The organism is Bacillus thermotolerans, assembly GCF_000812025.2.
GTDB lineage: Bacteria > Bacillota > Bacilli > Bacillales > Domibacillaceae > Quasibacillus > Quasibacillus thermotolerans.
The window spans coordinates 20,372-44,233 of sequence record NZ_JWJE02000026.1; the positions used below are offsets into that span (position 1 = coordinate 20,372).

General features: G+C 44.9%; 21 protein-coding genes and 2 riboswitches. Of the genes, 2 read left to right on the plus strand and 19 right to left on the minus strand.

Features of this window, described 5'->3' with window-relative positions:
- Positions 1 to 27: 27 nt before the first annotated feature.
- The 13 genes from purF to QY97_RS11205 all read right to left on the minus strand — a co-directional run bounded on the left by purF (position 28) and on the right by QY97_RS11205 (position 13,942).
- Positions 28 to 1,449: an amidophosphoribosyltransferase gene (purF, locus tag QY97_RS11145; RefSeq protein WP_039237444.1), complete on the minus strand. Its 1,422-nt coding sequence runs from the start codon at positions 1,447 to 1,449 to the stop codon at positions 28 to 30.
- Positions 1,425 to 3,659: a phosphoribosylformylglycinamidine synthase subunit PurL gene (purL, locus tag QY97_RS11150; RefSeq protein WP_039237446.1), complete on the minus strand. Its 2,235-nt coding sequence runs from the start codon at positions 3,657 to 3,659 to the stop codon at positions 1,425 to 1,427. Before purL ends, purF begins: the two co-directional genes overlap by 25 nt.
- Positions 3,643 to 4,326: a phosphoribosylformylglycinamidine synthase subunit PurQ gene (gene purQ, locus QY97_RS11155; protein WP_039237448.1), complete on the minus strand. Its 684-nt coding sequence runs from the start codon at positions 4,324 to 4,326 to the stop codon at positions 3,643 to 3,645. Before purQ ends, purL begins: the two co-directional genes overlap by 17 nt.
- Complete coding sequence (gene purS, locus QY97_RS11160) at positions 4,323 to 4,577, minus strand: phosphoribosylformylglycinamidine synthase subunit PurS (RefSeq protein ID WP_039237450.1); 255 nt, start codon at positions 4,575 to 4,577, stop codon at positions 4,323 to 4,325. Before purS ends, purQ begins: the two co-directional genes overlap by 4 nt.
- Positions 4,570 to 5,289, minus strand: a complete 720-nt coding sequence (gene purC, locus QY97_RS11165) for a phosphoribosylaminoimidazolesuccinocarboxamide synthase (protein WP_039237452.1) — start codon at positions 5,287 to 5,289, stop codon at positions 4,570 to 4,572. The genes purS and purC overlap by 8 nt, the downstream gene beginning before the upstream one ends.
- A 92-nt stretch (positions 5,290 to 5,381) precedes the next feature.
- Positions 5,382 to 6,680 (minus strand): adenylosuccinate lyase, encoded by a 1,299-nt coding sequence (gene purB, locus QY97_RS11170; protein ID WP_039237454.1) that lies wholly within the window; start codon positions 6,678 to 6,680, stop codon positions 5,382 to 5,384.
- The gene (gene purK, locus QY97_RS11175) at positions 6,677 to 7,834 is read right to left on the minus strand and encodes a 5-(carboxyamino)imidazole ribonucleotide synthase (protein WP_039237456.1); all 1,158 of its coding nucleotides are present in this window, start codon (positions 7,832 to 7,834) and stop codon (positions 6,677 to 6,679) included. The genes purB and purK overlap by 4 nt, the downstream gene beginning before the upstream one ends.
- A complete protein-coding gene (purE, locus tag QY97_RS11180; RefSeq protein WP_039237458.1) occupies positions 7,827 to 8,315 on the minus strand; it encodes a 5-(carboxyamino)imidazole ribonucleotide mutase in 489 nt (162 codons plus the stop codon). Before purE ends, purK begins: the two co-directional genes overlap by 8 nt.
- A gap of 134 nt (positions 8,316 to 8,449) precedes the next feature.
- Positions 8,450 to 8,551: riboswitch (purine riboswitch) on the minus strand.
- A gap of 75 nt (positions 8,552 to 8,626) precedes the next feature.
- Positions 8,627 to 8,821, minus strand: a complete 195-nt coding sequence (locus tag QY97_RS11185; RefSeq protein WP_039237460.1) for an NETI motif-containing protein — start codon at positions 8,819 to 8,821, stop codon at positions 8,627 to 8,629.
- Positions 8,814 to 9,359: a DUF2179 domain-containing protein gene (locus tag QY97_RS11190; protein WP_039237462.1), complete on the minus strand. Its 546-nt coding sequence runs from the start codon at positions 9,357 to 9,359 to the stop codon at positions 8,814 to 8,816. Before QY97_RS11190 ends, QY97_RS11185 begins: the two co-directional genes overlap by 8 nt.
- A 364-nt stretch (positions 9,360 to 9,723) precedes the next feature.
- A complete protein-coding gene (gene guaA / locus QY97_RS11195; protein WP_198402936.1) occupies positions 9,724 to 11,244 on the minus strand; it encodes a glutamine-hydrolyzing GMP synthase in 1,521 nt (506 codons plus the stop codon).
- A gap of 128 nt (positions 11,245 to 11,372) precedes the next feature.
- Positions 11,373 to 11,474: riboswitch (purine riboswitch) on the minus strand.
- A gap of 150 nt (positions 11,475 to 11,624) precedes the next feature.
- Positions 11,625 to 12,452, minus strand: coding sequence for an ammonia-dependent NAD(+) synthetase (nadE, locus tag QY97_RS11200; protein WP_039237464.1), 828 nt, complete (start codon positions 12,450 to 12,452; stop codon positions 11,625 to 11,627).
- A gap of 2 nt (positions 12,453 to 12,454) precedes the next feature.
- The gene (locus QY97_RS11205) at positions 12,455 to 13,942 is read right to left on the minus strand and encodes a nicotinate phosphoribosyltransferase (protein ID WP_039237465.1); all 1,488 of its coding nucleotides are present in this window, start codon (positions 13,940 to 13,942) and stop codon (positions 12,455 to 12,457) included.
- 225 nt (positions 13,943 to 14,167) lie between these two features.
- Here QY97_RS11205 and QY97_RS11210 point away from each other — a divergent pair, with 225 nt between their 5' ends.
- The gene (locus tag QY97_RS11210) at positions 14,168 to 14,620 is read left to right on the plus strand and encodes a hypothetical protein (RefSeq protein WP_039237466.1); all 453 of its coding nucleotides are present in this window, start codon (positions 14,168 to 14,170) and stop codon (positions 14,618 to 14,620) included.
- A 108-nt stretch (positions 14,621 to 14,728) separates the two neighbouring features.
- Here QY97_RS11210 and QY97_RS11215 read toward each other — a convergent pair whose 3' ends face one another.
- The 4 genes from QY97_RS11215 to QY97_RS11225 all read right to left on the minus strand — a co-directional run bounded on the left by QY97_RS11215 (position 14,729) and on the right by QY97_RS11225 (position 20,854).
- Positions 14,729 to 16,609, minus strand: a complete 1,881-nt coding sequence (locus QY97_RS11215) for an LTA synthase family protein (RefSeq protein WP_083965860.1) — start codon at positions 16,607 to 16,609, stop codon at positions 14,729 to 14,731.
- A 340-nt stretch (positions 16,610 to 16,949) separates the two neighbouring features.
- Complete coding sequence (locus QY97_RS20665) at positions 16,950 to 17,126, minus strand: hypothetical protein (protein WP_166701689.1); 177 nt, start codon at positions 17,124 to 17,126, stop codon at positions 16,950 to 16,952.
- Between the two features lie 33 nt (positions 17,127 to 17,159).
- Positions 17,160 to 19,115: an aconitate hydratase gene (locus QY97_RS11220; protein WP_039237469.1), complete on the minus strand. Its 1,956-nt coding sequence runs from the start codon at positions 19,113 to 19,115 to the stop codon at positions 17,160 to 17,162.
- Positions 19,116 to 19,261: 146 nt separating this feature from the next.
- Complete coding sequence (locus QY97_RS11225; protein WP_039237472.1) at positions 19,262 to 20,854, minus strand: long-chain-fatty-acid--CoA ligase; 1,593 nt, start codon at positions 20,852 to 20,854, stop codon at positions 19,262 to 19,264.
- A 233-nt stretch (positions 20,855 to 21,087) separates the two neighbouring features.
- On the opposite strand from QY97_RS11225, the gene QY97_RS11230 reads away from it, so the two are divergent.
- Positions 21,088 to 21,801, plus strand: a complete 714-nt coding sequence (locus tag QY97_RS11230; RefSeq protein ID WP_039237473.1) for an NAD-dependent protein deacylase — start codon at positions 21,088 to 21,090, stop codon at positions 21,799 to 21,801.
- A gap of 70 nt (positions 21,802 to 21,871) precedes the next feature.
- On the opposite strand, the gene QY97_RS11235 is transcribed toward QY97_RS11230, so the two are convergent.
- Positions 21,872 to 22,093, minus strand: coding sequence for a twin-arginine translocase TatA/TatE family subunit (locus QY97_RS11235; RefSeq protein WP_039237474.1), 222 nt, complete (start codon positions 22,091 to 22,093; stop codon positions 21,872 to 21,874).
- A 35-nt stretch (positions 22,094 to 22,128) separates the two neighbouring features.
- Positions 22,129 to 23,577, minus strand: a complete 1,449-nt coding sequence (locus QY97_RS11240) for an alkaline phosphatase PhoX (RefSeq protein ID WP_039237475.1) — start codon at positions 23,575 to 23,577, stop codon at positions 22,129 to 22,131.
- Between the last annotated feature and the right edge of the window lie 285 nt (positions 23,578 to 23,862).

Sequence of the window (23,862 nt, forward strand, 5' to 3'; positions counted from 1 at the left end):
TCCCTGTAAACACGTCTGCTGTATCTATTAACGAATTAATTCTTTATCATGCGGATGCATCGTATCCGGCAAAATCTCTGTTGGGTATTCCCCTGTGAAGCAGGCAAGACATTGACCACAGTGGCCATTTTGCTTCTCATGACCAATTGCTTCAACCATTCCTTCTACACTTAAAAAAGTTAAAGAGTCTGCACCAATCAGCTCTCGAAGCTCCTCTTCCGTATGGGAAGCAGCAATAAGCTCCGATTTAGTCGACGTATCAATTCCGTAGTAACACGGGTTTTTGATTGGCGGTGAACTGATGCATACATGAACCTCTAATGCCCCGGCATCCTTGAGCATACGGACGATTCTCTTGCTTGTCGTGCCTCGAACGATGGAGTCATCTACCATAACTACCCGTTTCCCCTCTACTACGCCGCGTACAGGAGACAGCTTCATTTTAACGCCTTGTTCCCTCAGAGACTGAGAAGGCTGGATAAATGTTCGTCCCACATAGCGGTTCTTGATAAGTCCCATTTCGTATGGAATGCCTGTCTGTTCAGCAAAACCAATGGCAGCGGAAATGCTGGAGTCCGGTACACCCGTGACAACATCCGCTTCAATATTTATTTCTTTAGCAAGCTGTATACCTAGACGCTTTCTCGCACTGTGAACATTGATGCCGTGAATATCACTATCCGGACGGGAGAAGTACACATACTCCATCGTACAGATCGCTTGATTCGTCGCCATTGAGAAACGCTCGGAATGTACGCCGTCTTTATTGATAATCAAAAGCTCGCCTGGAGCCACGTCACGAACAAATTCCGCACCGATAATATCGAATGCGCATGTTTCTGAAGCGACACAGAAAGCATCACCAAGCTGACCAAGTGAAAGCGGGCGCAATCCATTCGGATCAAGAGCGACCATTAGCTCGTTTTCTGTCATAACTAAGAAAGCATAGGCGCCTTTTAGCATGGATAAAGAGTTCTTCACTTGGTCTTTCATAGAACCAAATCCGCTGCGGCGGATTAAATGCGCCAACACTTCAGTATCTGAAGTCGTTTGAAAGATGCTTCCTTGTCCTTCAAGCTGGTGCTTTAAGGCTGTTGCATTCACTAAGTTGCCGTTATGAGCAAGTGCCAAGCTGCCAGTTTGAGAATGGAAGAGGAGCGGCTGGACATTTTCATATCCGCCGCCGCCTGCTGTCTTATACCGCACATGACCGATCGCACCGTGTCCCGGAAGCTCCTGGATCTTCTTCTGGTTGAATACTTCGGCTACAAGCCCTTCACCTTTTACACCGCGCAGGCTCTGGCCGTCGGAAACAACGATGCCAGCCCCCTCTTGTCCACGGTGCTGAAGGCTTTGCAGGCCATAATATGTGATCTGTGCTGCATCCTCGTGTCCCCATACACCAAACACGCCACACTCTTCATTTAAGCCTCTGATTTCAGCAAGCATGGGATAGCTCCTTTCCAGGCCGCTTCCAATTCACGGACCTCTGCTTCAATAATTGTCTCACTCTGTTGTTTGATCACAATCTTCTCTTCCTGAGTAACCTTTCCAATTAACTGTGCATCTGCGATAAGTTCCTCAAACGCCGCTTGGTTTTCTTCCTTAACCGTCACAATAAAGCGGGATTGCGTTTCACTGAATAAAGCAGCGGTCTTCTCTGTGCTTTCGTTAATAGTTACGTCGACTCCAAGACCAGTGCCAAACGCTTTCTCTGCAAGGGCTACAGCAAATCCGCCTTCTGCTACATCGTGTGCTGATTGTACCGTACCGGCTTGAATAGCTTGAAGCAGGTCTTTTTGTCTTTTTTCTTCTGTTTCTAAGTCCAGTGCAGGTGCTTTGCCAAAAATCTGGCCATTGTTTTGCAGCTTTTGCAGTTCACTGCCGCCAAACTCCTCTTTCGTTTCGCCAATTACATATACAAGATCACCTGCTTGCTTGAAGCCTTGTGTTGTAATGTGAGATAAGTCTTTAATTAACCCAACCATACCTACTACTGGTGTTGGATAGACAGCCGTACCGTTTGTTTCGTTATATAGAGAAACGTTTCCGCCGATAACAGGTGTATTCAGCGTGCGGCATGCTTCACTCATGCCGTCTGTTGCTTTCTCAAGCTGCCAGAAGATCTCTGGTTTTTCAGGGTTTCCAAAGTTTAGACAGTCTGTAATCGCTAATGGCTCTCCACCTGAACAGACAATGTTGCGAGCAGCCTCTGCTACGGCAATTTTGCCGCCTATTTCAGGGTCCAGATATAAGTAGCGGGAGTTACAGTCCGTTGTCATGGCAAGAGCCTTATTTGTTCCGCGTACACGAATAACTGCTGCGTCCGACCCAGGTGCTACGACTGTATTCGTACGAACCTGGTAATCGTATTGCTCGTATACCCACTCTTTGCTGGCTACTGTCGGCTGAGAAAGAAGCTCAACAAGCGTTTCTTTGTAATCGTTCACTTGTGGTGTTTCCTGCTCCATTTCTTGATACTCACGATAATAAGCAGGTTCTGTGGATGGTTTATGATAAACCGGTGCATCTTCTGCGAGTGCATCAGCAGGAACTTCTGCTACTACTTCTCCTTTATGAAGCAGGCGAAGCATGCCGTCATCTGTTACACGGCCGATAGAAGCAGCTTCTAAACCGTACTTTTCGAACAGCTTTTCAACTTCTGGTTCGCGGCCTTTCTCAATGATAATCAGCATACGTTCTTGTGATTCTGACAGCATCATTTCGTAAGGAGTCATGCCCGTTTCACGCTGCGGAACAAGGTCAAGATTCATTTCGATTCCAGAGCCCGCCTTACTTGCCATTTCTGCAGAAGAGCTAGTCAGCCCTGCTGCACCCATGTCCTGAATACCAACAAGCGCATCGTTCTTTACAAGTTCTAAGCAGGCTTCTAGCAGAAGCTTCTCCATAAATGGATCGCCGACCTGAACAGCTGGACGCTTCTCTTCTGATTGCTCGCTCAATTCTTCTGATGCAAATGTAGCTCCATGAATACCATCACGGCCTGTTTTTGCTCCGACATACATCACTGTATTGCCGACGCCTTTTGCTTGGCCCTTTTGAATATCCTTATGGTCAATCAATCCGACGCACATCGCATTAACAAGAGGATTTCCTTCATAAGTAGGATCGAACTGTACTTCCCCGCCAACAGTCGGAATACCAATACAGTTGCCATAGCCCGCGATTCCTGCTACCACTTCTTCAAACAAGAATTTTACACGGCTGGATGTCAGTTCACCGAAACGTAAAGAGTTCAGCATAGCAACGGGACGCGCTCCCATGGAGAACACATCGCGGATGATTCCGCCGACACCAGTTGCTGCACCTTGATAAGGTTCAATAGCAGATGGATGGTTATGGCTCTCGATCTTAAATACAACAGCTTGCTCATCGCCGATATCAACGATTCCGGCACCTTCGCCTGGTCCTTGAAGCACGCGCTCGCCTTTGACTGGGAATTTGCGAAGAACCGGCTTCGAATTCTTGTAGCTGCAATGCTCAGACCACATAACAGAGAACAACCCTGTTTCTGTGTAGTTCGGCGTTCTTCCTAGAATTTGTTCCGCCTTGGCGAATTCCTCATCCGTCATGCCCATTTCTCGGTAGATTTTCTGTTCTTTAATTTGCGCTGCGTTTGGTTCAAGCATTAACGACATGAGACTCCCTCCATTGTTTCACAATTGATTGAAATAATTTTAATCCGTCCGCACTTCCAAGCAGCTCATCTACTGCCCGCTCCGGGTGAGGCATCATACCAAGCACATTGCCTCGTTCGTTCACGATGCCTGCAATATTCTGCAGGCTCCCGTTCACATCGTCAGCATAAGTAAAGACGATCTGATTGTTCTCTTGCAGTGCCCGTAACGTTTCCTCATCACAATAGTAGTTTCCTTCACCATGAGCGACAGGAACCTTAATGCTCTCGCCTTTTTCATATAAAGAGGAGAACATGGTTTCGTTGTTCTCTACTTTCAATTCAACCGGCTTGCAGATAAATTTCAAATTTTTGTTGCGCAGCATCGCACCAGGAAGCAATCCTGATTCTAAAAGAATCTGGAAGCCATTACATACGCCAAGAACCGGCTTTCCTGCTTCCGCTGCCTTTTTTACTTCTGCCATTACCTTAGAAAGATGAGCGATCGCTCCGGAACGAAGATAGTCACCGTAAGAAAAACCACCCGGCAGTAAAATACCGTCATATTGGCTTAAGTCATCTGCATCATGCCATACATACTCTGCTTCTTGACCAAGCTCATCCTTTACTGCATGAAGCATATCCACATCACAATTGGAGCCCGGGAATACAACTACTGCAAATTTCACTGCTGAACACTCTCCTCGATCTCATATCGGTAATCTTCAATAACCGGGTTAGACAATAGCTTTTCGCATACTTCTTTAACCGTTGCTTCAACATCCTGGCTGCTTCCGTCAATGGAGAGCTCCATGTATTTGCCGATTCGAACGTCTTGTACACCTTGGTAGCCAAGATTTGTTAATGATTGCTGCACAGCTTTTCCCTGTGGATCTAGCACGCTTTCCTTTAATGTAACGAATACTTTTACTTTATACATGTTGGTTTCCCCCTAATCTTTGAAGCACTTCTTTATATACTTCTACTAAATTGCCTAAATCACGTCGAAACACATCTTTATCCAGCTTACGGCCAGTTTTTTGATCCCACAGGCGGCAGGTGTCCGGAGAAATCTCATCCGCTAGCAGGATAGAGCCATCTTTGTCTCTGCCAAACTCAATCTTAAAATCAATTAAATCAATGTCCATCTCTGCAAACACGGACACTAGCAATTCATTAATTCGCAGTGCCTGCCGTTTCATTTCGGCTACTTCCTCAACTGAAGCAATCTTCATGAGCTGAATATGCTCTTCTGTTAAAAGCGGATCCTGCAGTTCATCATTTTTGTAATAAAACTCAACGAGCGGCTGATCAAAGGGTGTTCCTTCTTCTAAGCCTAAACGCTTGGACAGGCTTCCAGCCGCTTTATTTCTTGTTACTACTTCAAGTGGTACGATGCTTACGCGCTTCACGAGCTGCTCATATTCAGAAAGCCGTTCAATAAAGTGAGAGGGAATATCGAGCTCTTTAAGCTTTAAGAAGATGCGGCTGCTGATTTCATTGTTCAATTTGCCCTTTCCTGCAAGCTCTGCCTTCTTCTCTCCATTAAAAGCAGTTGCTGAATCTTTATAGGAAATTAAGACAACGTCTTCTTGATCGGTTGCATATATCTGTTTCGCTTTTCCTTCGTAAAGCAGTAAGCCCTTTTCCACGGTGATTCCCCCTATTAATGTATGAAAAGTATGAATAATTTAACTTGGAGAAGGCCCTGAACTCTCGCGAGCCCTCTCTTTATAACCATCTATTAATCGTCTAACCCAAGGCGGGTAAAGATTGTATCCACATGCTGCAGGTGATAGTTGTAATCGAAGCAATCGGCAATCTCCTCAGCCGACAACTGTGATGTAATCTTCTCCTCTGCTTCAATCAGCTCTCGGAATGGAACTTGCTTCTCCCATGCTTCCATTGCTTTTGGCTGCACTGTGTCATACGCCTCTTCACGTGCCATTCCTTTGTCAATCAAGGCTAGAAGCACACGCTGTGAATAGATTAGACCTAAAGTACGGTCCATATTGCGCTTCATATTTTCAGGAAATACCGTTAAGTTCTTTACGATATTGCCAAAGCGGTTCAGCATGTAATTTAAAGCGATCGTTGCGTCTGGAAGAATGATGCGCTCAGCTGAAGAGTGAGAAATATCACGTTCATGCCAAAGTGGTACATTCTCATATGCTGTGAGCATATGTCCCCGGATCACACGTGCGATTCCCGTCATATTCTCTGAACCAATCGGGTTACGCTTATGAGGCATCGCAGAAGAACCTTTTTGCCCTTTGGCGAAGAACTCTTCCACCTCACGTGTTTCACTTTTTTGCAATCCGCGAATTTCTACAGCAAACTTTTCAATAGATGTGGCAATCAGCGCAATAGTGCTCATGTAGTGAGCATGACGGTCACGCTGAAGTGTTTGCGTAGAAATCGGGGCCGGTTTTGTTCCTAGCTTTTCGCACACATACTTTTCAACAAAAGGATCAATGTTCGCGTACGTTCCGACCGCTCCTGAGATCTTTCCGTATTCTACGCCTTCAGCTGCTTGCTTAAAGCGCTCAAGGTTTCTCTTCATTTCTTCATGCCAAAGTGCCAGCTTTAACCCAAACGTTGTCGGCTCAGCATGCACCCCGTGTGTCCGGCCCATCATAACTGTATATTTATGCTCCTTCGCTTTATCACGAAGAATGCTGACAAAGTTTTCTAAGTCCTTTAATAAAATTTCATTTGCTTGTTTCAGCAGGTAAGATAAAGCTGTATCCACTACGTCTGTAGAAGTCAGTCCGTAATGAACCCATTTACGCTCTTCACCAAGAGTTTCAGATACCGCGCGGGTGAATGCAACGACGTCATGCCGTGTTTCTTCCTCGATCTCTTTAATGCGGTTCACATCGAATCCTGCACGTTCACGTATTTTTTTTACGTCCTCTTTAGGAATCTCTCCTAGCTCAGCCCAGGCTTCACATGCCAAAATCTCTACTTCCAGCCAAGCTTTATAGCGGTTTTCCTCTGTCCATATCGCGCCCATTTCTGGTCTTGTGTAGCGTTCAATCATCTTTGTTGTCCTCCGATCAGCTTTGCATTCTCGTTCCAAATCCCGCTTGCTTCGATTTGCTGAAGCACAGCGGCTATATCTTCTGTTAATACTGTGATATGTCCCATTTTTCTTTTCACTTTCGCTTCTTCTTTACCGTATAAGTGAACGGACCAAGCCGGGTATTCAGCAATGCTCTGTAATACGCCCTCCATATGCTCGCCCAAAATGTTGACCATCACAGCCGGCTTTAATAATTCCGGTGTTCTGAGCGGCCAGTTACACACCGCACGGACATGCTGGCCAAATTGCGATATATCACATGCTTCAATGGAATAGTGGCCTGAGTTGTGCGGTCTTGGGGCTAACTCGTTAATATAAATGCCCCCGTCTTCTGTAACAAACATTTCTACTGCCAGCGTACCAACAAGCGAAAGAGCTTCCGCAATCTTGCCTGCCGCTTCCACTGCTTTTGCTTTCACGTCATCTGACGTGCGGGCCGGTACAATCGTTTCATGAAGAATGTTTTCTTTGTGAATGTTTTCTCCTACAGGAAAATATGTCGCTTCTCCCTCTAAGTTCCGTGTAACAATAACGGAAATCTCCATTTTGAAGGGGATCCATTTCTCAAGTACACAGACACCGTGCTCTAAAAGTGCAGCCGCCTCTTTGATTTGTGAAGCTTCTTTAATAACAAATTGGCCTTTGCCATCGTAACCGCCACGTGCGGTTTTCAATACAGCAGGATAGCCAAGTGTGTTAATGGCTGCTTCTATATCTTTCGTTTCCTGGATCACTTCATACGGAGCAACCGGCACACCGGCTTTCGTGATTATTTCCTTTTCTGCTACGCGGTTTTGCGTAACGCGAATTAATTCCGCCCCTTGAGGAATAAATGCTTTTTCTTCAAGCTTCTTTAACCCCTCATAGTCAATGTTCTCGAACTCGTAAGTGATAACATCACTCACCTCAGCGAGCTTATCTAAAGCTGCTGGATCGTCATAAGCAGCATTGATTTCAATATCAGCTACTTGCCCGCAGGGAGAGTTCTCGCCAGGGTCTAATACAGCAATTTTAAAGCCGGCTTCTTTTGCTGCGAGAGCCATCATGCGGCCAAGCTGACCACCGCCGATGATTCCGATCGTCTGGCCTGGCATAATCATTTTTCTAGACAAGTTGATCACTACTTTCTAATACAGTTTCTTTCATTTTCTGACGGCGCTCTTCCAGCCTAGCCGCTACCTCTTGATCCGTTGTAGAAAGCATTTGAGCAGCTAACAAACCGGCATTTGTTGCTCCTGCTTTGCCGATGGCAACAGTAGCAACCGGTACGCCTCCTGGCATTTGCACAATAGAGAGCAAAGAATCCAATCCGTTTAGCGCTCTTGATTGGACCGGCACACCGATGACTGGCAATGTCGTCTTAGCGGCAACCATGCCGGGAAGATGAGCGGCGCCCCCTGCACCTGCGATAATCACTTTTATGCCCCGCTCTCTCGCTTCTTCCGCATATTGAAACATTAAATCTGGTGTACGGTGAGCAGAGACAACTTTTTTCTCATAAGCTACTCCCAGCTCATCCAGTACATCGCATGCGTGCTTCATCGTTTCCCAATCGGAGACGCTGCCCATAATTACGCCAACTTCTGCAGACATGATTGACCCTCCAACATCTATTATATAGTAGTTTAAATTTCTCCATAAAAAAGTCCGGAGAACTGCTTTTCTCTTTTGAAGAAAGCAGCTCATCCGGACACAAAAGCTTGCTAATATAATGTAAGTACGTTCCAGATAAGTTGTGCTTTCCCCATAGTCCGGTTATTTAAGGTAACCAGGTAGAAACTCGCGAGCCTTATTCCCGCTATTATATGAGGTCTGTGTTTGTCACTTACATCTTAACAAGCGCAAAAGTAGATTGTCAACAAAAAATCGAACGATTATATAACTTCATTTTTTAATGTTCGGATTTAGACCATTAACTTTCCTTCAAAAACGATTTCTCTGCCAGCGGGTATGTTCTTTTTTTCCCCATTTACCAGCTCTTCCTTGAAGACAGGCCTCTCTATCCTTCTCACTGGCATATAGCCTTCCTTCTTCATGCGATCCAGGCACTGATCAATGGTTTCGTTCTCTTCGACGTAGAACTTTTTCTTTTTAGCCATTTTCAATCTTCCCTTTTTTGACGTTCTTCACCCAGAACCCTCCGTAAATGGTTTTCGGCTCGTAAGCGATAATAAATGCTTTCGGATCTAGCTCCTTGATTTGCGTATACAGCTTTAACTCGTATTTTCTTGGAGTCAGAATCTGCAATGCCATGCGGTCCCCTTCAAGTCCGCTTGCTGCCCAAGTCGTCACACCATAACCTTTGTCCCTTAGCTGTCTAGGTAAGTCTCTGTCGTATTCCTTTGTGACGACATTAACAGTAATGTAGCCAAGCGCCAGCTTCTCCTCTAGCTTCATGCCGGATAGGACACCTAACCCATAGCCGACAGCATAGGCGATGACATTTTGAATTTCATTCAGGTTATCTAGCACCAGCCCAAGCCCAAAGATATAAATAACGATCTCCACCATGCTGACAAGAGCTGCTACATAGCGGTAACCCTTTAATGTTAAGATCATCCGAATGGTAAAGAACGATACGTACAAAACATTAATTACCAAAATAATGAGTACCATGACCAGTCCGTTCTCGAGCATACCTTGCCCCTCCTCATAGTAAAGTAAACTTTTTTCCAAATAATGAGGTAAGTGTATCATAAATATAGCAGGGAAAGAAGAAAAGAAAGGAAGTAAATGTATAGTATAATATATTGCTAACAAGGGGAGAAACGAGGCAGAAGCACCCTATTCACAGCCGCTCATTTTGCTTTCTTTGGCCATTTGGTTGCCCCATGGCTTTATATGACCGCTCTGCTTTCCAAAGCCAAATTGAGGCTTGCTGCCTTATTTGCAGCCCATACCTCTTCTTTATCACGTTTACTGTGTATGGCCTGAGGCGAAATCAACGAAGACAAAAGCAAACAGCGGCCAGTAACGGACCGCTGTTTGCTTTTGTCTTTTTTTATTCCCATTCAATTGTGGCAGGCGGCTTAGATGTAATATCATAAACAACCCGATTAATTTGAGACACTTCGTTGACAATGCGCGTAGAAATCTTTTCAAGCACATCCCATGGAATTCGTGCCCAATCGGATGTCATGCCGTCAATCGACGTTACCGCACGAATACCAATCGTGTAATCATACGTACGAGCATCTCCCATAACCCCAACGCTGCGGATGTCTGGAAGTACTGTGAAGTATTGCCAAATTTCTCGCTCTAATCCATTCAATCTAACCTCTTCACGCAAGATCGCATCAGATTCCCGAACGATTTCTAATTTCTCCTCTGTAATCTCACCTAATACCCGAATACCAAGACCAGGTCCCGGGAATGGCTGGCGCCAAACAATAAAGTCCGGAATGCCCAGCTCTGTGCCGAGTGCACGAACTTCATCTTTAAATAGTGTGTTCAACGGCTCGATTAACTTAAACTGCATATCCTCTGGAAGACCGCCGACGTTATGATGTGATTTGATCGTTTGTGCTGTGCCTGTTCCACTTTCAATCACATCTGTGTACAAGGTACCTTGCGCTAAAAACTCAATACCTTCAAGCTTAGTTGCTTCATCATCGAACACATAAATAAATTCATTTCCAATGATTTTGCGCTTTTGTTCTGGATCAGACACACCTTTTAACTTATTCAGGAAGCGATCTTTTGCATCTACCTTAATAACGTTCATATTGAACCCTTGGGCAAATGTTTCCATCACATCATCTGCTTCGCCTTTACGAAGCAAGCCGTGGTCCACGAAAATACATGTCAGCTGATCACCGATCGCTTTATGGATCAGCACAGCGACAACAGAAGAGTCCACACCGCCGCTTAAGGCGCATAGCACTTTTTTATCGCCTACGATTTGACGGATTTTCTCCGTCTCCACTTCAATAAAGTTCTCCATAGACCAATCGCCTTTACAGCCGCACGCTTCGAATACGAAGTTTTTAAGCAGTTCATTTCCATACACAGAATGCTTGACTTCAGGATGAAATTGCACAGCATAACGCTTCTTCTCTTCGTTGCTCATAGAAGCGATTGGACATGATGGGTTGGTTGCATCAACAGTGAATCCTTCAGGAGCAGCAGTTACTAAATCACCGTGGCTCATCCAGACAACCTGCTCGCTTGGCAAGCCCTTAAAGATTGTAGATTCCTTTTCCACTTGAATGGCTGCTTTGCCATATTCTCGGTGTGATGCCTTCTCTACCTTCCCGCCAAAATGCTTCGTCATCAGCTGCATGCCGTAGCAAATGCCTAGAATCGGGACATCAAGCTCGAAAATATCTTCATCACAATGGAAGGCATTATCCGCATAGACACTGTTCGGTCCACCCGAAAAAATAATACCTGCTGGATTCATTTCCTTTACTTCTGCTGCTGTCAGCGTATGGGGGTGAAGCTCGCTATAAACGCCAAATTCACGAATACGGCGGGTAATTAACTGGTTATACTGACTGCCAAAATCTAAAACAAGAATCATTTCTTGATTTTGTAACTCTGGTTTTCCTGCCACTCTTTCCACTCCTCTATTGTGCAATAAAATCATACTCGTATATAAAATAACAACTAGAACCCATTTTCATACAGAAAGCAGGATTCTAGTTGCTTCAACAAAGAACCTGCCTTCATAGTCCAATCATTTAAGGTGATTCGGTAGAAACTTTCGACCCATATTATCGAAATTATATGAAGGAAGAACTGATTTCACGAACTAATTGAACCCATTTTATATCTAACGTACGGATTGGTCAAGGTGTTCTCTCTTTAACTAAATTTTCTGAACTAGTGGACTAAGAAATCCCGGTTTTATTCATAAAAAAGCAGCAACGAAGTTTTCGGTTGCTGCTTTTTATCTGTTATTTATTTCCAGAAGTCATCAAAAATTGTAATAGGCGTATGGCGCTTATGCTGGGAATTTAAATAGTGGCGCTCAATTTGTTTTCTAGCTTCCTCAGGTACTTCCTTTCCTTCTAGATAATCATCTATGTGTTCATATGAAACTCCGAGAGCGACTTCATCCGGAATCATCGGGCGCTCATCCTCAAGGTCTGCTGTCGGAACCTTCGTGTATAAATGCTCTGGGCAATTCAGCTCCTTCAACAGCTGCCTTCCTTGGCGCTTATTCAAACGGAACAGCGGCATCAAGTCAGCCGCTCCATCTCCATGTTTCGTAAAGAAGCCAGTAATCGCTTCCGCTGCGTGATCTGTCCCGAGTACAACACAGCTCTTCATCGCCGCAATACTGTACTGCACCTTCATCCGCTCACGTGCTTTCTCGTTGCCTTTGGCAAAATCCGAAAGCTCAATACCTGCACCACGCAGAGCCTGTTCACTAGCATCCACTGCCGGTTTAATATTAACAGTATAGGTCTCGTCTGGCTGAATGAATTCAAGTGCATCCTGGCAGTCTTCCTCATCCTTTTGAATGCCGTTTGGAAGACGCACAGCGTAGAACTTGTACTCATCCGAGCCCTGCTCCTCCTTTAACTCATCCGCTGCTATCTGAGCCAGCTTGCCAGCGAGTGTAGAATCCTGTCCGCCTGAAATACCTAAAACAAAACCTTTTAAGAAAGAGTGCTTTTTAATATATGCCTTCAGGAAGTCCACACTCTTTCGAATTTCCTCCCTCGGATCAATTTCCGGCTTTACTTTTAATTCTTCAATAATTCTCTTCTGTAAATCCGTCATGTTTATTCCTCCTCTGTATGATTATCGCCTAATTTCTTCTCTATTTTTTCTTTTACCCTTTGAATAAGCTCCATCTTATTATTCCAGCATCTTTCACTTAAGTCGACTGGATAGGCTTCTGGATTTAAAATTCGCTTATACTCATCCCATAGCAGGTCTAAGCTCTCATTTAAATGAAGTCTCATCTCCTCAAGCGAAGGAAGACTATAAACCAGCTCACCATCTACGAAAATATCCTCATGTATATCCCTTGCTTCAAAGTTCGTTACAAATTTTGAAATATAGGTATGAACCGGGTGAAACATCTTTAAGCGTTTTTCTTCATTTGGATTCTCCCCTTCAAGCACGATGTAATCCCCCTCGGACTTGCCGTTTGAACGGTTAATAATCCGGTACACCCGCTTCTTGCCAGGTGTGGAGACCTTCTCCGGGTTGCTGGAGATCTTGATGGTGTCCTCAAGCTCTCCATGCTCATTTTCAATAGCTACAATCTTATATACAGCTCCAAGAGCCGGCTGGTCAAAAGCGGTAATCAGCTTGGTGCCAATTCCCCACATATTAATTTCCGCGCCCTGCGCTTTCAGGTTCATAATCGTATGCTCATCCAGATCACTTGAGGCGATAATGGCAGCATCCTGAAAACCAGCTTCATCCAGCTGCTTTCTCGCTTCCTTCGATAAATAGGCAAGATCTCCGCTGTCAAGCCTGATTCCTTTAAAGTTAATGCGGTCCCCCATTTCCTTGGCTACTTGAATCGCCGCTGGTACTCCCAGCTTTAAAGTATCGTATGTATCCACTAAAAACACACAATCGCGATGAGACTCCGCATATTTACGAAAGGACGTATAATCATCCTGGTAGGCCTGAACCATGGAGTGAGCGTGCGTTCCGGCTGGCGGAATGTGAAACATTTTCGCTGCACGCACATTGCTAGTTGCATCGAAACCGGCAATATATGCAGCCCGCGCTCCCCAGACAGAGGCGTCCATTTCCTGAGCTCGCCGTGTGCCAAATTCCATCAGCACCTCGTCTTTGGCAACTGTTTTCATTCGGGAAGCCTTTGTAGCAATAAGCGTTTGAAAGTTCACGATATTCAGGAGGGCCGTTTCGATCAGCTGCGCTTCGGCTAATGGTGCCTCTACCCGCAAAAGCGGTTCATTAGCAAAGACAACCTCTCCTTCTTTAACGGAACGGATATTGCCCGAGAACTTTAAGTCCCTTACATACTCAAGAAAATTCTCATCATATTCGCCAATCGAGCGTAAATATTCAATATCACTATCCGAAAATTGAAGCTGCTGGACGTAAGCGATTAAACGCTCAAGCCCCGCAAAGACCGCGTATCCATTCTCAAATGGCATCTTCCGGAAGAAAAGGTCAAACACAGCTGTTCGATCATGGACGCCATCCTTCCAATAGGTATACGCCATATTAATTTGGTATAGATCGGTATGCAAAGAAAGACTGTCATTTTCGTACGGCATCTTCATGTGCATCGCTCCTTTTTTAATATGTTACCACTCTTTTCCCCACTTCAATCCTTATTCGCATCATCTAGCTTCCCATTGTCATTTTACTGAAATATTGTTATTCTTTTAAAGAAACTCCTTCCTTAATAGTAATTAAGTTCCTCGCAATAATTTCCTCCAAAAAAGTCTTTTTTCCAAGAAAAAAGGGTATAAAGTGATGACAAAACAGAGGGAGAAGAGAGTACTATGAACGAAAAGCTATTGATATGGTGGAATTATGCAGAGAAAGACTCCAAAGAAGCCCGCCGCATTGAGGAGCTTAAGCACTCATTTCAGGATAAGAAGATTAAGCAGCTAGTCAAACAGGCTAAATATCTTTATAAAACAGACCTTCCTGAACTGCAGATGACCGGTACCTATTCTTTTTCCGTCGTTCATGACGTACCAACCGACCAGGAAGATGAAGTTCAACCAACTTATAATGATAGCTGTATCATTTACGACGGCAAATGCAAAGATTATAAAGAGTTTTTAGTAGCTTTAAACACGACGCTGTCTCTTATCCCTTCATCTGCAGATAAGTGTGTATTCATCATCAAGATTGCAGCAGAATTGAAGTATGTTAACAGAGAAGTAGGCGCAAGGTTTATTGATGATATCGCCAGGGAAGTGTATATTCAGACAAAGAAGGCCAAATGAACATAATTTAAGTTTTTAAAGGCTTGGTCTATCGACTTGTATCAGCCATTTTACACATAAGAAAAGCGCTGCTGAGAAACTCTCAGCAGCGCTTTTCTATTTACTACTTTATTGATCACTTAATTCTGTTTCATTAGACCCTTCTGCAGAAGGAGAATAATCATATTGAGATGGATCCACTGGTGTGAAGCCAGCTGGGGTGTAAAAACGCAGCAAGTCCTGATTAATAACTTTATCGGAAAGCTGCAGCTTCCTTTGGACTAATTCAGCCTCTTGTGTGATCTGCTCTGTGACCTCTATCTCTTCACCTGTCAATGTATTGTAAAACTTACCGTTAATGGCTGTCACATCTTTACTAATGAAATCACCATTACGGAATGGTACAACAGTATCATGTTCAGAGGAGAATAAGTCGGTCCCCATATGCACGTATTCCTTCGTATCTACCCCTAATAAATGAAGCACCGTCGGCAGCAGGTCAATCTGCCCGCCATATTGGTGCTGTACACTGCCTTCAGCACCCGGGATATGGATGAATAGAGGCACTCGCTGCAACTGGGCATTCTCAAATGCACCGACTTCCGTACCAAGCACTTCTGACATGGCCCGGTTATGATTGTCGGAGATACCATAGTGATCCCCATACATAACGACCATCGTATCCTCATACAGCCCGGACTCTTTTAAATAAGCGAAAAACTGTTTAAGCGACTCATCCAGGTATCTTGCTGTCTGGAAATAGTTATCAACAGAATAATCCCCTGTTGTGTGCTTTTCAATAGTTGCTTCTTCCGGATCAAGCGTGAATGGATAATGGTTAGTTAGAGTAATAAACTTCGCGTAGAACGGCTGCTCCAGCGCCTGCAAGAGCGGCATAGATTGTTTAAAGAACGGTTTATCTTTTAGTCCATAGTTCACTACATCTTCTTCATTCATATCATAGTACTCGGAGTCATAAAAACGGTCAAATCCGAGTGACTTATAAATGACATCACGGTTCCAGAATGAACCCGTGTTTCCATGGAATACAGCAGATGTGTAGCCTTTCTGTCCTAAAATAGCGGGTGCTGCCTGGTACGTATTATGTCCTTTCATAGAAAAGGCCGAACCTTTCGGCAAACCATACAAGGAGTTTTCAAGCATAAACTCTGCATCTGCTGTTTTTCCTTGACTCGTTTGATGGAAGAAATTATCGAAGTAGAATGTATTCTGATCACGAGTTAGCGAGTTTAAGAACGGAGTTACTTCCTGACCATTCAGCTCGTAATCTATAATAAACTCCTGAATAGATTCAAGGTGAATATAAATCACATTCTTTCCTTCCGCTAATCCGAAGTATTGCGGGTCAGGCTCTGCATAATTGGACTTCGTAAAGTTAATGACCTCGGTAATATCACTGCTATCCGCCAGTACACGCTGGGTGGAAGCTCTCGTTGTTTGCACGGTATCATAAACAGCGAAGTTATACATTCCTAAATACTTCACAATATAGTTCCGGTCAAATGTTCTTGTTAATAGCTGCGGACGATCAGCTTCAGCCAGCCCCAGGTTAATCACAAAAGCGACTGCTGCTGTAAGAAATACGGCTGTCAGCTTGCGGCGTTCCAGCTTAACCGGTTGAGGCTTCACATATTTTGAAAACAGCAATCCTGCTAAAATAAGCGTATCCAGAAAATAAAGGATATCAGTCGGGTGCATAAGCGCTAAGACGCTTCCCCCTAAATCACCGACGTTATCTGTTTGGGTAAGAGTTGGCAATGTAATGAAATCCGTAAAAAAACGATAATATACAATATTGGCATACAAAAAGAAAGATAATACAAGCTCAATTGCTACCATCCATACGAAAGACCTTCTTCCTTTCGCAAACAGCGCAAGCCCTAAAAACAAGATGGCTGAGCTAACAGGATTAATAAACAAGAGAAACTCTTGCATGGCGTTATCCACGCCTAAGTCAAACTCAATTTGGTAAGCTGTATAAGTCTTCATCCAGAGAAGAAACACAGCTAACGTAAAAAACACAAGCGGTTTGCTTAAGAGAAAAGACCCTCCATTGTTTTTGTTTCTCACTATACTTCTCCCCTATCTAATTTCAAGCTCTTCTATTGTTTAAATAATTGATTTCCAAAATAAAAAAGAATACCTTACATCCTAATAATAATCAAGAAAAAAGTCAACTATATTATCCCAGGAAATATCCCCTTACGCTTCCATAGGCGGATTCCCAATACACTCGTACAAATATATGGAATTCTTTTAAATAAAAAAATAAAATAGAGAGCAGCATGACACTGCTCTCCTGTAGATCGCTGAAATTATTTTATATCCCTCAATCCAGCAGACGGTTATTCTCATCAACGGACATCACTCTAGCGGAAGGTGAACTGCTCTCTTCCATAAATGTACCTGCTCCGCGGCAGACGCTGCATGTATATTGCCAGCCTTCGTCATCGGCTAACATGCCGGTGCCTTCACATGCCTTGCACATATGTTCTCTATCGACCATTTTATATTCTTCCATCCTTTCTATAATAAATGATTAGCTAGCTCTCTTTTTCCGTGCTTTTACCCAATTAATCAGCCCGCCTGCCAGAATGATGTCAATTTGACGCTCTGACAGCGTATGCTGTACCGGTATCTGCTCGTCCTTTCCTTTTACATGAATGAAAAGGTCACGGCCCTGCCTAATAGCTGTTCGCACGTTTGAGAGCTCCAATATGTCTCCCTGCACTAGCTTGTCATAATCCTCCGCATTCTTGAAAGTTAGCGGAAGTATGCCGAAGTTAATTAGGTTTTGCCAATGAATACGCGCGAAATCCTTTACTAGCGCGACTCGCAGCCCTAAATATCTTGGTGCAAGCGCGGCATGCTCACGGCTGGAGCCTTGTCCGTAATTGTAGCCACCAAGTACGGCATGTCCTCCTTGGAGAGTGCTTTGCTGGGCGCGCTTATAATACGTATTATCAATAATTTCAAAGGTGAATTTACTGATCTCAGGCAAATTACTTCTATACGGCAACACTCGTGCCCCACCTGCTAAAATCTCATCTGTAGAAATGTTATCTCCCATCTTCAAAAGGACAGGCAGTTCTAATCGGTCAGGCAGCTCATCCATTTCAGGGATAGAGGCAATATTTGGCCCTTTGTATAATTCTATCTTTCTTGCTTCTTCAGGAGGCAGCGGCTTCTCTAGAAGATTGGTGTCAATCGTTGCTTGGTCTGGCTCCTTTATCTTTGGATAAGCCATATCCAGCGTTCGAGGATCCGTAATAACTCCCGTTAACGCAGAAGCAGCGGCAGTTTCAGGGCCGCACAAAAAGACACTATCCTCTTTTGTCCCCGAGCGGCCCGGGAAGTTGCGCGGGGTGGTTCTTAGGCTGTTGCGACCAGTGGCCGGTGCCTGCCCCATTCCGATACAGCCATTACAGCCTGCCTGGTGAAGACGTGCCCCTGCTTCCAGCAGGCTCGCAATGCGGCTTTCCTTTACTAAATCCGTCAATAGTTGTCTTGAAGTCGGATTAATATCAAAAGAAATGCCCTCTGCCACTTTTCGGTCTTTCACGATTTCAGCTGCTACTGCAAAATCATGGTAGCCCGGATTCGCAGAGGAACCGATATAGGATTGGTAAATCGGTGTTCCCGCCACCTCACTAACTGGAACAACATTCCCCGGGCTTGACGGTTTGGCGATAAGGGGTTCTACCTTAGAAAGATCGATCTCTTCATGAAGGTCGTAATTCGCTTCTCTGTCAGCCTGCAATTCGATCCAATCCTCTTTCCGGCCCTGCTGCTTCAGGAAGCGCTTGATTTCCCGATCAGATGGAAAGACTGTAGCGGTTGCTCCCAGCTCTGCTCCCATGTTGGCAATCACGTGACGGTCCATCGCGCTCAGCGTATCTACCCCAGGCCCATAATACTCAATGATCTTGCCGACACCGCCCTTCACATCGTACCGCCGCAGCAATTCGAGAATAACATCCTTGGCACTGACCCAGTCATTTAACTCGCCTGTCAAACGGACTCCCCATACGTGGGGCATTTTCACATAAAATGGCTCTCCAGCAATAGCCATGGCTACATCAATTCCCCCGGCTCCCATCGCCAGCATGCCCATGCAGCCGTTGGCACATGTATGGCTGTCTGACCCAAGCAATGTTTTTCCCGGCTTAGCAAGCCTTTGCATATGTACAGGATGGCTGACACCATTTCCCGGCCGGCTATAATAAAGACCAAACTTGCGTGCAGCACTTTGTAAAAACAAATGATCATCCGGGTTTTTGCTGTCTACCTGAATTAAATTGTGGTCCACATATTGAGCAGATGCCTCTGTCCTTGCACGGTCAAGTCCCATCGCTTCTAACTCCAGCATTACCATTGTACCGGTAGCATCCTGGGTAAGCGTCTGATCAATCCTTAAGCCGATTTCTTCGCCAGGTGTCATTCGACCTGACACAAGATGGGATTGTATCAGCTTCTGTGTGACGTTCATTGCCATGTGTCTCTTCCTCCTTATCTAAACCAATTTCTTTCCTCCTTTCTATATCGTTATCTTCAAAAGGAAAAATATACATAGACCATTACAAACCTTCTTTCCATCAAGAAAGCCGCCCATCATTTAGATGCGCAGCCCTTCTCTTATCTTTAATTGACTAATCGCCCGGAACGCCCGCTCGACTTCCAATATTCATTACGAAGATGAACTTTTTGAATCTTACCGGAGGCCGTTTTCGGAAGTTCATCGACGAATGTAACACTTGTAATCGCCTTAAAATGTGCCAGTTTCTCTCTTGAGAAAGCAATCAGCTCCTCTTCCGTCCGCTTTTCGCCTTCTTTTAAGACAATGTAGGCATGAGGCGTTTCTCCCCACTTCTCATGCGGAACAGCAATTACGGCGGCTTCGAGCACAGATGGATGCTCATACAGCACACCTTCTACTTCAATAGAGGAAATATTTTCTCCACCGCTGATAATGATATCTTTCTTCCGATCCACGATGTCAATATAGCCGTACTCATCTACGGTACCCATGTCTCCCGTATGCAGCCAGCCGTTTCGAATCGCTTCCACCGTCGCCTCTTCGTTCTTCCAGTAGCCCTTCATGACACCGTGACTTCTAGTAACAACTTCACCGATTTCTTTTCCGTCAGGTGCTACTTCTTCTCCATTCCCGTTCACTACCCGTACGTCAGAGCCAATCATCGGGAACCCTGCTTTTGCCTTTAATCCCAGCTGCTGCTCCTCAGGTAAATCGTCAAGCTCCGATCTTATAGTGGAAACCAGGCTGAGAGGCGCAGACTCTGTCATGCCATATACTTGAATAAATTCCCATCCCATTTTCTTCTCTACCCGCTCTACAAACGCGGGCGGCGGAGCTGAACCAGCAATTACTACACGAACATCCTGCTCGATCACCGGCTTGTGCTTTTCATAATACTGCAATAGAGCATTTAGTACGGTTGGCGCCATATGCAGCACTGATACGTTATGTTCCACAATCGCCTGAAAGATAGCCTCAGGCGTCGCTTTCTTCAAGCATATTTGCGTTGCTCCGTTCGCCGTGTAATAAAACGGTGCTCCCCATCCATTGACATGAAACATTGGCAGTACATGCAGGTATGTATCTTGATCGCTGACACGCAGGTGATGCATCGCACTCAACGCATGTAAATAGTTGTTGCGATGGGTCAGCATAACGCCTTTTGGATTGCCTGTCGTTCCACTCGTATAGAGCAGGCTGCATACATCGTTTTCATCTAATGCTGCCCGGTTAAATGGGGCAGGTGAATAGGATGCCAGCCATTTCTCATAATCTATTTCTTCAGTGTCGGCCTTTTTATCATGAACAATGATATGCTGAACAGTCTCCAGCTTGTTCTTGATCGGTTCAATTAGCGGATAGAGGTCTTGATCAACAAACAGCACCTTCGATTCACTATGATTCAGAATAAACACATAGTCCTCGGGCTTTAAACGAATATTCAGCGGCACCATAATGCCGCCTATCTGGAAGGTGCCGTAGAAGCCCTCAAGCATCTCTACTGTATTGGGAGCTAAATAGGCTACCCGCTCTCCCTTCACAACTCCTAAATCCTCTAACCCGCGTGAAAGCTGATTCACTCTTTCATTCAGTTGATGGTAGGTAAATACGCGCCCCTCATAATAAACCGCCCGCTTATCTCCATACAGCGACACAGCCCGGTCTAGAAAGCTTGGTAATGTCAATGGTACGTTCATGGTTCCCCTCCTCGATTTTATAAATGAAGAGTTCAGGAGATTTACACAATGATGCAGGACCTAGAACTTTCACACTAAATTATACAATGAGCATAAAAGCGTTTTCAATTATTATTCTTTATATTTAAAATATTTAGATATTTGTTCAGTTCACGCTTCTTTCTTTGTGTTTCCCTTATCATCGGTTTTATAATAAATGATAAGCATATAGAACGGGATGGGAGGAATCTAGTTTGCTGAAAGAATGGCTGAGTATCTCTAACTATACAGTCATATTTACAGGGGCAGGCATGTCTACAGAAAGCGGACTGCCGGATTTTCGGTCAGCTAACCAAGGATTATGGAATCAGAAAAACCCTGAGAAGATCGCCAGTACAGATGCCTTAAATAATAATATTCAGGAATTTATTGATTTCTACCGGAATCGGGTGCTGGGCGTGAAGGAGTTCAAGCCGCACAAAGGGCATGATCTTTTAGCGGAATGGGAGAAAAAGGGCATCATCCAATCGATTATTACACAAAATGTAGATGGCTTTCACCAGCAGGCGGGCAGTCAAAAAGTAGCGGAGCTGCATGGCACCCTGCAGACGGTGTTCTGTCAGTCGTGCGGTCGGACGTACAGCAGTGAAGAATATGTAAACCGCACGTACCATTGTACATGTGGCGGAGTGCTCCGTCCTTCTGTTGTTCTATTTGGGGAGGCCCTGCCGGAAGAGCCGTTTCAAATGGCTTTCGAGGAGGCTAGCAAAGCGGAGCTTTTCATTGTTCTCGGCTCTTCCTTGAGCGTCACACCTGCTAACCAATTTCCGCTTATCGCTAAAGAGAACGGGGCAAAGCTTGTCATCGTTAACAGGGAGCCAACAGACCTTGATGGTTATGCTGATGAAACAATTCACAACCGGAATATCGGAGAGGTGCTCCATGATTGGAATGCTTACTTTTCATAACTTCCCTGTCTACATCGGGACAGCTATTAATAAAGAAAGATGCAGGCCGCTTTTACCTGCATCTTTCCCTTTACTTCGCTACTTTTTCTTCCGCCTTTTCCACAACCTCCAACTTTTTTTGCTCTTTCGGACTTTCCTCTTCATCGTCCACTAAATCACGAGTGGATTTCTTGAACTCCTTTAACGTATTACCGAAAGCACGCCCTATTTCAGGCAGCTTGGAAGGACCAAAAATAACAAGAGCAATAACAAGAATTAAAATCAATCCAGGTACACCGATATTTTGAAGCATTCATCTCACCTCCTAATATAGTAATCATGCTGTCATTAAACAATTGGCGCGCCGTGACGCTCTAACGCGGCCGCTTCTAGAGTGGAAATGCCCTGTTCCTCCGCAAAGGCAGCCACCTTGTCAGATACAACCGGTCCTAGGTTTGCCGGCGGGGCTGCATGCCCCATCGCCCGCTGGCGTGCTGCGTTTCGGCGAGCGAACGGTCCCCAAATCGCAAATGTTATACCAGGAGTTTGCATATTAACAAAGAATGTTTTGCCGTCAGGTGAGAAAGTCGGTCCCGCAAACTCGGATCCATTTAGACGATTCTCAGCGAACGTGTACACATTTCCTTCCGGGGTCATTCCTATGATTTTGTCATTTCCTCCTCCGTCTTCTGCAATCCAAAGGTCTCCCCAAGGGGCCATGGCAATGTTATCAGGCATTTCCAGCGTATTCGCAGAAGTAGATTCGTAGAAAAGCTCCAGTGTATTTGTTGCCGGGAAGTAGCGATACACTCGACCGTGGTTGCCTTTCCCTGCGCTTGTATCGTCAAACCAGAAGGTTCCAGCACTGAAGAAGGCTCCCTCTAGGCGGCTGAACTGGATACAACCAAGATCCTTGGCATCTTGCTGAGCGCGCTCAGGATTGATCTTCTTCCACACTATGCCAAACTTCTGTCTCGTCTCAAAGGTGCTTGCAGAAGCAGACGGCAGTTCATCGATCGCTGCCGCTTCAAGAGTACCACCCTTTTGGAGGGAGCCTCGCTGCTGACTGCGGTCATTTGGTGTAAAGCGGTAAAGGAAGCTTGGGCTGCTATCCTCTGTTAAGTACCAGATCCCTGTTGCGGGGTCCACAGCACAGGCCTCGTGCGAAAAGTATCCCATGTCACGGATCGGCGTCTTAGATAATTCATTCTCCGGGTCAAGCGGATCCACTTCAAAAACGAAGCCATGTCCCATCTCACGGGTTTCTTCACATGTGAGCCACGTGCCCCACGTAGAAGCACCACCCGCACAGTTACGGATTGTCCCTGAGCTGGTTACATACTCTTTAATTACTTCACGGTTAGGTCCTACTACTAAAGCAGTCGTTCCACCGGCTGCTCCAATACTCCATGGGTTTTTTCCGTTTACAGGATAGTCAGAGTTCGTTCCGAGTTCATGGTTCCGAACAAGGATGGTTGTATTTTTTTCTCCCTTATAAGCGGCCATGCCATCTAATGCTCCAGGAACGAGGTCACCGTTAGACATCTTATCTCCTGTTTTCGAGATAATGCGATAGTTAAAGCCTTTCGGAAGATCGAGAATTCCGTTCGGGTCTTTCACTAGAGGTCCAAAGCCGCCGAAACCGCTAGTCGGATTATTATTGCTTGCTGCAAGCGCATTGGATGCTCCACCAGTAAAGGAGTAAATACCTGTTGCCCCCAAGGCTAAGGCTAATGTACCTGCTCCTCCGGCTTTCAAAAAGTCCCGTCCGTTCAAGCCTGATTTATTCGATTCCACACACTCCTGCCTCCCTGTAATTTCTTATCTTTCCAGTATTTCTAATCTTATCCCCGCCTATTAAGTTAACAACCTACTTTTAATCTCTTATTAATTTGCTGTAACGTTTTATTAAGTATTTATAAAGAAGGACTGGAGCAAAGTACACAGAGTTAAAAAAGCTGCCTCCCTCTTTGGAAAGCAGCTTACTCTTCCTTCTCTATTCATTTAAAGACAAGCGCACCTAACAAAACAAATTAAACAAACGACAGAGGAAGACAGCAATAGAAAAATCTCTGCCAATTG

What these genes read in the sequence shown, in the direction of transcription:
- guaA (WP_198402936.1), bottom strand. Translation starts at nt 11,244, where the DNA reads ATGATTCTTGTTTTAGATTTTGGCAGTCAGTATAACCAGTTAATTACC.
- QY97_RS11215 (WP_083965860.1), bottom strand. Translation starts at nt 16,609, where the DNA reads ATGAAGACTTATACAGCTTACCAAATTGAGTTTGACTTAGGCGTGGAT.
- QY97_RS11225 (WP_039237472.1), bottom strand. Translation starts at nt 20,854, where the DNA reads ATGAACGTACCATTGACATTACCAAGCTTTCTAGACCGGGCTGTGTCG.
- QY97_RS11210 (WP_039237466.1), top strand. Translation starts at nt 14,168, where the DNA reads ATGAACGAAAAGCTATTGATATGGTGGAATTATGCAGAGAAAGACTCC.
- nadE (WP_039237464.1), bottom strand. Translation starts at nt 12,452, where the DNA reads ATGACGGATTTACAGAAGAGAATTATTGAAGAATTAAAAGTAAAGCCG.
- purS (WP_039237450.1), bottom strand. Translation starts at nt 4,577, where the DNA reads ATGTATAAAGTAAAAGTATTCGTTACATTAAAGGAAAGCGTGCTAGAT.
- QY97_RS11190 (WP_039237462.1), bottom strand. Translation starts at nt 9,359, where the DNA reads ATGCTCGAGAACGGACTGGTCATGGTACTCATTATTTTGGTAATTAAT.
- purB (WP_039237454.1), bottom strand. Translation starts at nt 6,680, where the DNA reads ATGATTGAACGCTACACAAGACCAGAAATGGGCGCGATATGGACAGAG.
- QY97_RS20665 (WP_166701689.1), bottom strand. Translation starts at nt 17,126, where the DNA reads ATGGTCGATAGAGAACATATGTGCAAGGCATGTGAAGGCACCGGCATG.
- purF (WP_039237444.1), bottom strand. Translation starts at nt 1,449, where the DNA reads ATGCTTGCTGAAATCAGAGGCTTAAATGAAGAGTGTGGCGTGTTTGGT.
- purL (WP_039237446.1), bottom strand. Translation starts at nt 3,659, where the DNA reads ATGTCGTTAATGCTTGAACCAAACGCAGCGCAAATTAAAGAACAGAAA.
- QY97_RS11185 (WP_039237460.1), bottom strand. Translation starts at nt 8,821, where the DNA reads ATGGCTAAAAAGAAAAAGTTCTACGTCGAAGAGAACGAAACCATTGAT.
- QY97_RS11235 (WP_039237474.1), bottom strand. Translation starts at nt 22,093, where the DNA reads ATGCTTCAAAATATCGGTGTACCTGGATTGATTTTAATTCTTGTTATT.
- QY97_RS11220 (WP_039237469.1), bottom strand. Translation starts at nt 19,115, where the DNA reads ATGGCAATGAACGTCACACAGAAGCTGATACAATCCCATCTTGTGTCA.
- purE (WP_039237458.1), bottom strand. Translation starts at nt 8,315, where the DNA reads ATGTCTGCAGAAGTTGGCGTAATTATGGGCAGCGTCTCCGATTGGGAA.
- QY97_RS11205 (WP_039237465.1), bottom strand. Translation starts at nt 13,942, where the DNA reads ATGAAGATGCCGTACGAAAATGACAGTCTTTCTTTGCATACCGATCTA.